This is a genomic window from Actinospineispora eucalypti (assembly GCF_039543365.1).
Lineage (GTDB): Bacteria > Actinomycetota > Actinomycetes > Mycobacteriales > Pseudonocardiaceae > Pseudonocardia > Pseudonocardia eucalypti.
The window spans coordinates 25,787-37,576 of record NZ_BAABJP010000065.1 but is presented as its reverse complement, the minus strand read 5'-3'; the positions used below and the strand labels follow the sequence as shown (position 1 = coordinate 37,576).

Sequence of the window (11,790 nt, the reverse complement as noted above, 5' to 3'; positions counted from 1 at the left end):
GCCCGCGGTCGGGGTGTCGGCGTCCAGCCCGCCGAGGTGCCAACGCTTCATGCGCAGTGCGCGGCCGGGGTGGGCGGTCAGCTCGGCTACGACGACGTGGGATTCCGCATCGACGGACACTCCCACGCGGGAATCATGGAACAACTCGAACGGTGGGGTAAGTACGTCATTCCCCACTTCACCATGCGCAACAGCGTCATCCCCAAAGACCTCGCGGTCCCGGGCCGGGTCGGCTGAAAGGAACACAATGGCGAACAACGAGGGCTCCAACGACGCCGCCGACATCGCGGCAATGCTGCGGCGGTGGATCGAGGCGTTCCGCGTGGTCGACTCCGAGACGATGATGACGTTCTGGCCGAGGGACTACCCGGACATCGTGTACCAGTCGGAGGAGAACGCCCGGGCGCTCGGGACATACGAGGAGATCAAGACCTACTGGTACGAGCAGGTGCCGCCCACCCTCGACGGCATCGCCAAGGTCGAGGACATCGACATCCGCATCCACGTGCACGGGGATCTCGCCACCGCCTACCTCAGCGCGCTGGCCTCGGCGAAGTTCCCGGGCAGCGAGCACCTCTATGTCGCGCCGTTCCGGGCCTCGATCGTGCTGCGCCGGTCCGAGGACGGCTGGAAGTACGTGCACTACACGAGTCGCGCATCCTGGACCTCAGCCGGGTTACCGAGGCGCTCAATGCCGGTGACGCGGACAAACTCACCTACGGCGCCACGGGCAGCTGAGCTCGGGGCCTGGGCCGTCTCGAGGCGGCTCAGGCCACCGGCTCCACGCAGCCCGGCTCGCGCGCATCGCCCGGCCGGTGCCCCCAGATGCTGGTGCTCCGCATGTGCGTGACCACCCACCGGTCCTCGTCGTCCACGGTGTCCGCGCCCCAGCCGTACTCGATCTCGAAACCGCTGGGTGAGCGCAGGTAGAAGCTGAGCATCCGATCGTTGGTGTGCCGGCCGAGCGTCATCGCGATCGGCACACCCCGGTCCGGGCAGAGGTCGTGTGCCACGCCGACGTCGTCCACGCCGCCGACCTGGAGCATCAGGTGGTGCAGGCCGGGCATGCCCATGATGGCCAGGCTGTGGTGGCGCGGGTTGACGTGGAAGAAGACCAACCGGTTTCCGTGCATGTCGATCTCGTCGCTGACCCGGAAGCCGAGTGCGCCACGGTAGAAGTCCAGCGACTCGGCCAGGTCGGGCACGATCAGAACGATGTGTCCCAGTCCCTGGCCGGCGGTGACGAAACCGGACATTGCCCGCCCCGGCCGGAACGAGCCGGGCACCACCAGCTGGCCGTAGCACAGCTCGTGCTCGAACCCGGCCGGGTCGGTGAACCCGATCAGGTCCCTCACCCGGGTGGCCTAGCACTGTTCCTCGCTGGGCCGGCGGACCGGGACGCCGGCTGCCGCAGCTCGAACCCGGCCGGGTCGGTGAACCCGATCAGGTCCCTCACCCGGGTGGCCTAGCACTGTTCCTCGCTGGGCCGGCGGACCGGGACGCCGGCTGCCGCAGACAGTTCCTCGGCTGCCCCGGCTGCCGCAGACAGTTCCTCGGCTGCCGCAGACAGTGCCTTGGCGTTGGCACCTCCCAACCGATCGCGTGTCTATACCGTTCATCATCGGCCCGTGACGGATTGTGATCGAGATAGGGGGACTCACGTAGCGGCCGGGAGTTCGTCGTCCGTTTCGCAGGCAGCAAAAGCCATCGCGCCCGAGGTGTGCCCGAGACACCAAGAGCCACCCAGGTCACACGCCCGTCCTCCGAGGTGAACCGGCGGACGAACAAGCATTCCACGCGCCCGAGGCGCGCCCGAGAAGACCGACAGCGTGCAACACCGACCAACACCAACAGCACAGCCCACCGGACCAGACCTGCCGAAACGGCACAGAGCGCTCTTAATCAGCGGGTTGGGCGAGCTCCCGTACCAGGGACCGCGTCGGCAGGCTCATCATGCCGGTCCGTGATCACCCCGCCGCAGACCGGCGAGACTGGCTTCGCTCGCTGCGGCCATCCGCCTGTAGGCCGGATACAGATCCAAACCCCGGCTGCGGCGCAACCTGTCGACCGGCACGGGCGTGCGGATCTATACGCCAGCACGTATCGGGTAGAGCGGCCAGCCGTGGGTGCTGAAGGTGGTGCCGGCGGTGTAGGCGTGGATGCCTTCGGCAGGATATTTGATGAGTTGGTCAGGCAGGTTGTGGAGGGGAAACCAGCGGACGTCGGCGCATTTGTCAGGTTCGCGGTTGGTGGGTTCGCCGATCCAGTGGTGGGTGTGGAAGAACAGGCCGAGGCGGGGTTCGGGTCCGGAGCCGTTGACGTGGGTGGTGTGGGTGTGGTGCAGGTCGGCGGGGTCGATGAGGACACCGACTTCTTCTTCGGCTTCGCGGGCGGCGGCGTGTAGGACGGATTCGCCGGCGTCGAGTTTGCCGGAGGGTAGGTGCCATCGGCCGTCGAACTCGGGGTTGGGGTCGCGGCGCTGTGTGAGCAGCACGTGGCCGTCGCTGACGAGTAGAACGTGCACGTCGATGAGGTGTCGGTCGGGCATCGGGGTGTCCTCGCCGCATCGGGTGCCGCGCTTGGGGAGTGGGCGCGGTGTGTGGCGGGGAGCTTACGCGCCCGCGCGCTGGGTGGGCGGGCCGGCGAGCGCGACGACCCGATCGGCGATGCGCGCGGCGATTTGGTCCGCTGGGGTGTCGGTGGTGTCGAAGATGTGCAGTGGATAGCCGAGTTCGCGAAGGCGGGTTGTGGTGGCTCGGTAGAGGTGGGTTTCGGCTTGGCTGCCTTGCAGGCCGGAGTGTTCGAAGCGGCTGTGGGCACCACGGCGGGCGATGCGGTCCGTGGTGTGTTCGGGGTCGGCGGTGAGCAGCACCGCCAGGTCGGGGGTGTCGGTGGCGGTGTTGAGGGTGGCGATGAAGGCGGTGGGGACGCCGTCGAGGTGTTGCAGGACGTAGGAGGAGGGCACGTAGCGGTCACAGAGCACAATGCGGCCGGCGGCGAGGGCGGGGCGGATTTCGGTGGCGAGGTGGTGGTAGCGGTCGGCGGCGACCAGGCAGGCCAGGGCGTAGCCGTGGTAGATGTCGGTGTGCTGGCGGGCGAGCACGCCGAGGGTGTGGTGTGAAGGTTCGGTGGTGGCGTGCACCGAGTAGCCGACGTCGGAGAGTTGGCGGTGGAGTTCGGCGACGGTGGTGGTCTTGCCGGCGCCGCCGGGTCCGTCGACGGTGACGAACAAACCCCGGCGGCTCATGCGGGAACGGTGGTGCGGGCGTGTTGGTCGCGGGTGAGAGCGACGAGTTGGTCGCGGATGTAGTCGAGCGGGGCGTCGGCGAGCGGGAGGTTGACGGAGAAGTTGAACTCGTCGCGGCCGCGCATCGATTCGTCCAGGCCGTCGCTGGTGAGGTCGATCGGTTGGTAGTCGAGCAGTTGGACCGGGGTGTAGCGGCCGGTGGCGATCAGGCGCTGCCAGTCCGGGGTGCCGGGGTAGGGGCGGTACTCGAACACCGAGGCGCGGAACCGCCCCGGCAGCGGCTCGGTGGTGTCCCAGAGTTCCCGGACGAGCGCGACGGTGGTATCGATCTCGGTGGCGGTTTCGGTGGGTAGGCCGAGGATGAAGTAGCCCTTGACGTTGATGCCTCGTTCGGCGAGGCGGCGGACGACGGTGCGGGTCATGTCGGGGCGGATACGTTTGTCGATCAGGTCGAGCATGCGTGGGCTGCCGGACTCGATGCCCAGTGCGACCTCGCGCAGGCCGTTGTCGGCGAGGGTGTCCAGGGTGGTGTCGGTGGCACGGTGCAGGACGTTGATCCGGCCGGTGGCGTCCCATTGCGCCCAGTCACCGATGTGTTCGCTGGTGAACGCGGTCATCATCTGCTCGATCACGCGGCGGGCGCCGAGGAACAGGTCATCGACGAACCGAAACGCCGCCACTCCTTCACTTCGTAGGTGGGTCATCTCGGCGAGGATGTTGTCCGGGTGGCGGGTGCGGATGGTGATGTCGGGGTTGGCCGAGACAGCGGCCCCGCAGAACGAGCAGTTGTACGGACAGCCCCGCGCGCCGACCAGGTTCGCCTCCCACCGCCCGCCGGCGAAATGGGGGTCGTCAGCGAGAAACGTGCGGTCGACGAACGGCAGAGCATTCACATCCGGAGCCAGGAACGCGGCCGCGCTCGCGTCGGCGACCCCGATCCGGGGCCGTTGAGTGCGCGCGTCGAGCCACATCACACCGGGTAGCCGTTCCCGGGCGTTGTCATCGGCCAGTAGCTCGGCGACCCGGGTCTCCGCTTCGCCGAGCACCAGCGCGGCGCATCCGCGCATGCGCGGGTCGGTGAGGATCTCCAGCGGCATGGCCTTGGCCTGGTGCCCACCGAGCATGACGTTGATCCCAGGAGCCAGCGCATGGGCGATGTGGGCGCTGATCTCGTAGGTCGGGGCGAGCAGGTTGAAACCCACCCACCGAGGCGCCACCTGGTTGACCAGCGCGACGGTGTCGCGCACGGCCAGGCCGTAGGCCTCGGCGTCCAGGACGCCGACGTTGAAGCCGCGGGCAGTGGCGTAGGTGGCCAGATACGCCATACCCAGCACCGGGAGGGTGAAGTCGTTGACCCTCGGCCGCCGCGCGTAGTCGCGCAGGGGTGCGTTGACGAACACCGCATCCACCGCCCGGGCCGGGTCGAGACCCGCGATCAGGGTGGTGATCAGGTCAGAGCCCTGCTCCGTTGACATGTCGATTCCCCCAAGCCAGGGTCAGCAAAGTCCACGCGCCGAGCCGGTCGCCGGCAAGCCGCGACCACACCCGGGCGAAGTCGTCCTCGGCCTTCGGCCACATCTGCTCGGGCGCTAGCCGAGCGGCCCAGGTCCGCACCGCCAGGTCGGCGTACGGGTACAGCGCGTAGTTGTTGGACAGATCCGCCACCGCGGCGCCGGCGGTCCACGGCCCCACCCGGGGCACCGACCGCAGCTCGACCGCCAACTCGGCCGGCGTCAACCCGGCCCATTTCTCGCCGAACGCCAGGACCGCCTCGGCGGCGGCGCGCAGTGTCGGGCGTTTGAACGCCAACCCGAGCCGGGAGAACTCCCCATCCGGCAGACCCAGCACCACGCTGGGGGTCGGGAACACCCACACCCCGCCGATCGGGGTGTCGATGGGTTCGCCGTGGGCCTGGCTGAACGCCTGATACAGCTTCCGGGCCTGCCCGGCGCGGATCACCTGCCGCAACACCGCTGTCGCCAACGCATCCCACACCTCCGGGTTGCGCCAGCGCGCCACCGGCCCCAACCCCCTCAAGCCGGCCACCACGGAGGCCGGATCGATCAGCTCGCGCGGGTTGTACACGTCCATCGCGGGCAGCTGCCCCACACCGCCGGTGCGCACGGCGTGCGCGGCCACGTCACCGATGCCCTGAGCCGCGGGTGCGGCCGTGAGCACCCACACCGAATCGTCGGAGCGGACCGCCCGCAACCAGCTGCCGCCCTGCCAACTCCAACCGGGGTGCTCGGTCATGACCATGCCAACCCGCACACCATCAACCACGGCAGGGGTCCTCTCCAGCGGGCCGGCCAGATCAGCCGGCGGGGACGCCATCCCAGCACGAACCACCCACGACCGGTGCACGCCGGTCTCGCGGTGCACGGCAAGGTTGCGGCGCGGGGCACCGACGCATGTCGCTTCCGGAGCGTTCGCCCGTAGCCACGGGAAGCACTCGCTACAGGCCCGCGGGCGCGACATGCCCGACTCGTCGTAGGGCTCGCAACCACCGCGCCCGCACACCGCCGACGGCAACACACCCCGATCCGGGCCGGCGAGCACGAAGATCTCCCGATCCCACACCGCGTGATAGCGACGGTCCTCCCGTGAGACAAGCAGCTGGTACGCCTGATCTACCGACGGATGATCAGCCATGATCATCCGTACGCCTCGGCTGGTGTTGCAACGCGCGCACGGGGAAACCCACCACACTGCGCGGCCTTCCCAGGTGAGTCACCTTGCCCGCGGCCCACCCGAAGGTTGTGTTCGCCCGTGCAGCGCCGGTCACGCGCGTATGGTTTGGCGCGGGGCGCCCGCGCTGGGAGATCATTTCCCCGGTGACGTGTCCACCGGTGGTGGGTGTGTATTCGGACCATGAGGACTAGCCAACAAACCGGGTGGATTTGCTCGCAACGACCAGCAAATTGCGGCGAGCGAACAAGGGGGTCGGCAGGTGGCTGCGAGGGAAGCGGGCTCGGACCGGTCATCGAGCGGGTCGGCCCGTCGGCGCGCCGGCCGGCCGGCCAAGCCGCAGGATGGTTCGCGGTCGGTGCTTGCCGCGCTGGGGGTTCGGCTGCGCACGTACCGGAACGAACGGGGCTGGACCCTGCACGAGCTTGGTCGGCGCACCGGGTATTCGGCTCAGCACCTCGGCGCGGTGGAACGCGCGGCCGTGGTGCCCTCGGAGTCCATGATCGCCGCGTGTGACGCGGCGCTGCTGACCAACGGCCAGCTGATTGTCATGCTCGCCGCGGTGATCCGCGAACAAGCGCATATCCGCAGCCACAACCTGCGCACACGGCGCGCGGCGTCGGCTGATCAACCAGCCCCGCATACCGGTCCGGCTAATCCCGGTGGTGAGTCAGGGGTGGATTGGGAGCGGCTGGCCGACGCCGGGCGCCGCTCCTCACGCATCTCCGAAGCCGTGGTCGATGACCTGGAGCAGATCACCGACCGGCAACGTCACCTCTATCACGAGCTGTCCTCGACGGAGATGCTCACGCACGTTCAGGCCCACCTCGCTCTGCTGACCACGCTGCTGCGCAACCACCAAGAGGGCCGACTGCGGCGGCGGCTCGGATCGGCGGCCGGCGAGGCCGCCGGGTTCGCCGCGTGGTTGTGGTTCGACCTCGGCGACCCCGTCAGCAGCGGCCACAGCTATGCCCACGCCACCGACGCCGTCGGCGAAGCCGGCGACCAAGGACTGAGCTGCTACATCAACGGCTACCAAGGTCTCGTCGCCGCGCAGCTCGGACATCCCGATCGCGCGCTCACTCACCTCAGCGAAGCCATCGACACCATCCCCAGGTCGCTCTCACCCACAACCCGCTCCTGGCTCACGATCCTGCGGGCCGACGCGCTCGCCCGAACCGCGCGACCCGCCGCCGCGCGCAAGGCGATCCACCAAGCACGGGAATGGCTCACCCAACCGCGCCCGGACGGCGCCGACCCCTGGATGTACGAGTTCGACGAGGGCAGCCTCGCCGCGCACGCCGGCAACTGCCACCTCACGCTCAACCAGCCCCGCGACGCCATCGCCGACTTCCGCGAGGCGCTGGACCGCCTCCCTTCATCCTGCGACCGGCGCAAAGCCCGGATCCAGATCGGGATGGCGCATGCGCACCTGGCATGCGGCGACGCGCAGGAGGCACTCCGACTGGGCGGCGCCGCCCTCGACACCTTCGCCCGCCGTGGCTCCGCCGCGGGACTCGGCGCGGCGCGGGCATTGCGCGACGCCTTCGCCCAGGCCGGGGTACACGCGGCCGCGCGGGCGCTCGACGATCAGGCGCACGCCATCCACCACGACCGATGACCGGCACACCACAATCGCGCGACAGCGGTGAAATACCCTCCGCGATCGCGCTCGACGCGCTCACCGCGGCCGACGGGCGCCTCTACTGGATTGAACGCCGCGCCAGCGGCGACGTACTCGTGACCTGGCACAACGGCCGCACCGGCAGTGTCCTCCCGCCCGGGATTCACGTGGCCTCGACCGTGCACGAGTACGGCGGCGGCGCATATGTCGTCCATGATCGCGTGGTGTGGTTCGTCCACGCGGACGACCAACGCATCTGGCGGGCAGACGGCGGCGCGCTCACCCCGCTCACTCCCGAAGTCACTGACGGCGAACATCGGCACGGCGACCTTCATCTCAGCCCCGACAACCGGCGGCTGGTCTGCGTCCGGGAACGCCATACCGGCGCCGAGGTCATCAACGAGCTCGTCTCCCTGCCGGCAGACCGTCCCGGGCAGCCGCAAGTAATCGCTTCTGGGGCGGACTTCTACTCGTCCCCCGCCATCGATTCGACCGGCACCAAGCTGGCCTGGATCACCTGGAACGCCCCCAACATGCCCTGGGACGGCACCCGCCTATGGACCGCCGATCTCCGGCCCGACGCCACCATCGGTCCCACGGCCCTGGTCGGCGGATCAGCCGACGAGGCGATCAGCCAACCCCGCTACAGCCCCGACGGCGTCCTGTATTTCTTGTCCGACCGAACCGGCTGGGCCAACCTCTACCGACACCGCGACGGCCACGTCGAGCCCGTCATCGCGTGCGAGGCCGAGCTCGGCCCCGCTATGTGGGAGTTCGGCTACGCCAGCTATCAGCCGCTGCCCGACCAGCGCGTCGCCGTCACCGCGCAGGAAGGCCCCCGAACCTGGCTCGCCCTCACCGACAGCGACGGCGCCCTCGTCCAGCTACCCGTGTCCTACACGAGCTTCAAGCCCTATCTCGCGATTGACGGCCACCACCTCGCCGCCATCGGCGCCACCCCGACCCAAACCCCCGCCGTCGCCGTGATCGACATCCGCACCGGCGCGCACCGCGAACTCACCACCCCCATCCACAGCCCCCACGCCACACCCGACAAGTCCCCCGAACTGATCCAGTTCCCCACCCGCGACAACAGCCACGCCCACGCCGTGCTCCACCCACCGACCACCGCCGCTCGAGGACTGCTGGTGCGCGCACACCCCGGCCCCACCAGCAACACACACCTACGCCTCGACCCCTGGGTGCTGTTCTTCACCAGCCACGGCTACGCCGTTCTCGACGTCGACTACCGCGGCAGCACCGGATACGGACGCACCTACCGCAACGCGCTCCGACACCGATGGGGCCGAATCGACGTCACCGACTGCATCCACGCGGTCACCCACCTCACCAAGTCAGGACGCGTCGACCCGAACCGGGTAGCGATCTGCGGCTCCTCAGCAGGCGCCTACACCGCATTACGGGCACTCGCAACCACCGACATCTTCCGCGCGGGCTGCGTCCGACACGCCGTCATCGACCCCGCCACCTGGGCACACACCGCCCCCAAATTCCAGGCCCACCACGCCACACTGCTCACCCCACCCCAGAGCCCCGACCGGCTCTCCCCCGCGTCCGCTCCCATCCACCTGATCCACGGCGAAAACGACACCGTCACCCCGATCAACGACGTCCGCGAATTCGCCGCCCAACAACCGCACGCCACACTCATCACCTATACCGACGAGGCCCACGGACTACGCCACCCCGCACACATAACCCACGCCCTACACGCCGAGCTTGCCCACCTCAAACGCCACCTCAAACACTGACCAGCGGCGCCCCACCGAAACAGGACTCAGCACCAGTCTTCGAGTTGTCCCAGATTCGAGCGGGTTGTAGCCAGTTCAGACCCATTGCATCTGATCATGTGAACTGCGCCACAAAAATCGCCAAATCCTGACCCCATTACGGCTGATAACAGCGGTCGCTCCAGATTCGCTCCATATAACAGGAAACGATCATGAAATCTGAGCGCGAGCGGTGATCGTTCTCAGGTACGGGAAAGGCCCACTGACCTGGTGTTTCCACCAGTTCAACGGGCCTTCGCCGAACCGTCGGGACGACAGGATTTGAACCTGCGACCCCTTGACCCCCAGTCAAGTGCGCTACCAAGCTGCGCCACGTCCCGGTTGCCCCCGAGGGGCAATCGGTAGCCTACCGCAGGCGCGGGAGGCCGGGACAACCGGTCGTGGCGACCCCTCGTACATGTACCTAGTAGTGCGCGATCAGTGTGCGCGGGCGGCCCGCGTGACACTACCGTCGTTGGTTGCCCGACTTGAGGCGACTTTGGTATCCCTTAGCTCACCCTCGGGGCGTGCGGCCCTGGTCGGGGCGCCGGTGTTGCGCAGCGCGCCGGGGGCGGCCACGTGCCAGGGCAGCGGCGGGCAGGGCAGCCGGCCCTGCACGGAGAAGCCGCCCTTGCTGGTCGGGCGGGCGCGCAGGCGGCCGCCGAGCACGCCGATCCGCTCGGCCAGGCCGGCGAGGCCACCCCCGGGGCGGCCGGTGGTGATCGTCATCTTGGGGCGGGGCGGCGGACCGTTCGTGACGGTGACCCGAAGCTCGGTGGCCCACCGCTCCAGGCGCACCTCCACCTCGGCGCCCTCGGCGTGCTTGGCCGCGTTGGTCAGCGTCTCCTGGATCAGCCGGTAGACCGTCCGTTCCACGCCGAGCGGGATGTCGTCGCCGAGCTTGCCCGCCCCGATCAGTTCGACCTTCATGCCGGACTCCCGCGCCCGGGCGACCAGTTCGGGCAGCGCGGCGATGCCGGAGCTGAGCTCCGAGTCGGTGCCGAGCAGGCCCAGCGCGGCGCGCATCTCGGCGAGCGCCCGCTTGGCCAGCACGCGCAGCCGCTCGGCGGTCTCCCGGGTCTGCTCGTCCTTGCTGGTCGCGGCCAGTGCGGCGGCGCCAACCGCGATCATCGTGGCGTGGTGGCCAACCGCGTCGTGGATCTCCCGGCCGATCCGGTCCCGCTCGGCGGCCCTGGCGACCTCCTCGCGCGCCGCCACCGTGGCCTCCCGCGCGGCCTCCAGGTCACGCAGGCTGGACTGCAGCTGCTCCCGGGTGGTGATGAGCAGCCCGAGCACCGCCGGCGCGAGGCTGTACACCCCACAGGCGACCGCGGTGACCAGGATCCGCTGCCAGGACAGCGACTCGGAGAGCAGCACCGCGATGAAGGAGGTGGCGGCGCACAGGGCGATCCACGGCATGGTCGGCATCCGCCGCCCGGTGGCCCGGCCGATCGCGTACAGGCTCACCATGGCCGCCGGCCAGCCCAGGCCGCCGGCCAAGCCGGGCAGGCAGGCCAACAGGACCAGCCGGGGCCGCACGTAGCGCAGCGGCAGGATCAGGCAGGCCCCCAGCGCCGCGGCCATCGACCAGCGGAACGGCCCCGGCCCGGACAGGCACACCACCGCGGCCGGGATCACCACCGACAGCACCAGCAGCTGCCAGGTCCTACGCCCCGGGACGGTCGGTGTGCGGTTGCTCATCCCACACCTAAGCCCTGAGCCAGCAGCGCTGCCTGTACCCGGTTCTGCGCGCCCAGTTTGGCCAACACGGCGGAAACGTACTTCTTCACGGTCGCCTCGGCCAGCCCCAGGTTCTCACCGATCGCCGCGTTGGAGTGGCCGGAGGCGATCTGGGTGAGCACCTGCCGCTCGCGCAGGGTCAGCTCGTCCAGCTGGGCCGGCGCCGGTCCCGTGCCACCGGCCACGAACCGGGGCAGCAACCGGGCGGTGATCCGGGGATCCAGCACCGCTCCCCCGGCGGCCAGGTCGAGCACGGCACGCACCAGCGCCGCCGGTTCGGCGTCCTTGAGCAGGAAGCCCTGCACGCCGATGCGCAACGCCTCGCTGACGTAGCCGTCCAGGTCGAAGGTGGTCAGCACGGCGGCCGGCGGAGGGTCGGGCTCCTTGCTCAGCGCGCGCAGCGCGGCGAACCCGTCCACTCCGGGCATCTGGACGTCGACCAGCACGACCTGCGGCCGGTGCCGGCGCACGGCCTCCAGCAGCTCGGCCCCGTCCGCCGCCTCGGCGACCACCTCGACGGTACCCTCCGCCTCGAGCACCACGCGCAGGCCGGCGCGCAACAACGGCTCGTCGTCGGCCAGCACAATTCGCACCGGCGAATCGTGCGGGCGGGCAGTCATGCCGACCTCCTGCCATGTCGGGGCCGCGAAAGTGCTGACATCCTACTGTCTACAACCCGGTGCGGGCACAAAGGAAGATCG

General features: G+C 69.4%; 10 protein-coding genes and 1 tRNA gene. 3 read left to right on the top strand and 8 right to left on the bottom strand.

What is annotated here, in order from left to right; all coding sequences use genetic code 11:
- Positions 1-247 precede the first annotated feature (247 nt).
- Complete coding sequence (locus ABEB12_RS39915; RefSeq protein WP_185060769.1) at positions 248-850, top strand: nuclear transport factor 2 family protein; 603 nt, start codon at positions 248-250, stop codon at positions 848-850.
- Here the strand turns inward: ABEB12_RS39915 and ABEB12_RS39910 are convergent.
- The 5 genes from ABEB12_RS39910 to ABEB12_RS39890 form a co-directional block, all read right to left on the bottom strand.
- Positions 768-1,355, bottom strand: coding sequence for a VOC family protein (locus tag ABEB12_RS39910; protein WP_221497687.1), 588 nt, complete (start codon positions 1,353-1,355; stop codon positions 768-770). The two genes, ABEB12_RS39915 and ABEB12_RS39910, sit on opposite strands and share 83 nt — an antisense overlap.
- A 731-nt stretch (positions 1,356-2,086) precedes the next feature.
- Positions 2,087-2,548: an NUDIX domain-containing protein gene (locus ABEB12_RS39905; RefSeq protein WP_185060768.1), complete on the bottom strand. Its 462-nt coding sequence runs from the start codon at positions 2,546-2,548 to the stop codon at positions 2,087-2,089.
- A 63-nt stretch (positions 2,549-2,611) separates the two neighbouring features.
- Entirely contained in the window at positions 2,612-3,247 is a 636-nt protein-coding gene (gene tmk, locus ABEB12_RS39900) for a dTMP kinase (RefSeq protein ID WP_185060767.1), read from the bottom strand.
- Positions 3,244-4,722, bottom strand: coding sequence for a B12-binding domain-containing radical SAM protein (locus ABEB12_RS39895; protein WP_185060766.1), 1,479 nt, complete (start codon positions 4,720-4,722; stop codon positions 3,244-3,246). Before ABEB12_RS39895 ends, tmk begins: the two co-directional genes overlap by 4 nt.
- Positions 4,700-5,899, bottom strand: a complete 1,200-nt coding sequence (locus ABEB12_RS39890; RefSeq protein ID WP_221497686.1) for a DNA glycosylase family protein — start codon at positions 5,897-5,899, stop codon at positions 4,700-4,702. The genes ABEB12_RS39895 and ABEB12_RS39890 overlap by 23 nt, the downstream gene beginning before the upstream one ends.
- Before the next feature lie 394 nt (positions 5,900-6,293).
- Here ABEB12_RS39890 and ABEB12_RS39885 point away from each other — a divergent pair, with 394 nt between their 5' ends.
- Both ABEB12_RS39885 and ABEB12_RS39880 read left to right on the top strand, forming a co-directional pair.
- Positions 6,294-7,556 (top strand): helix-turn-helix domain-containing protein, encoded by a 1,263-nt coding sequence (locus tag ABEB12_RS39885; protein WP_185060765.1) that lies wholly within the window; start codon positions 6,294-6,296, stop codon positions 7,554-7,556.
- On the top strand, positions 7,553-9,331 hold the full coding sequence (locus ABEB12_RS39880) for a prolyl oligopeptidase family serine peptidase (RefSeq protein WP_185060764.1): 1,779 nt from the start codon (positions 7,553-7,555) through the stop codon (positions 9,329-9,331). The genes ABEB12_RS39885 and ABEB12_RS39880 overlap by 4 nt, the downstream gene beginning before the upstream one ends.
- Before the next feature lie 285 nt (positions 9,332-9,616).
- Here the strand turns inward: ABEB12_RS39880 and ABEB12_RS39875 are convergent.
- From ABEB12_RS39875 to ABEB12_RS39865, 3 genes are all read right to left on the bottom strand, one after another.
- Positions 9,617-9,690 (bottom strand) — tRNA-Pro (locus ABEB12_RS39875).
- Between the two features lie 97 nt (positions 9,691-9,787).
- On the bottom strand, positions 9,788-11,050 hold the full coding sequence (locus ABEB12_RS39870; protein WP_185060763.1) for a histidine kinase: 1,263 nt from the start codon (positions 11,048-11,050) through the stop codon (positions 9,788-9,790).
- Positions 11,047-11,709 carry a response regulator gene (locus ABEB12_RS39865; protein ID WP_185060762.1) on the bottom strand — a complete coding sequence of 221 codons (663 nt, stop codon included), beginning with the start codon at positions 11,707-11,709 and terminating at the stop codon, positions 11,047-11,049. Before ABEB12_RS39865 ends, ABEB12_RS39870 begins: the two co-directional genes overlap by 4 nt.
- Positions 11,710-11,790: the final 81 nt, after the last annotated feature.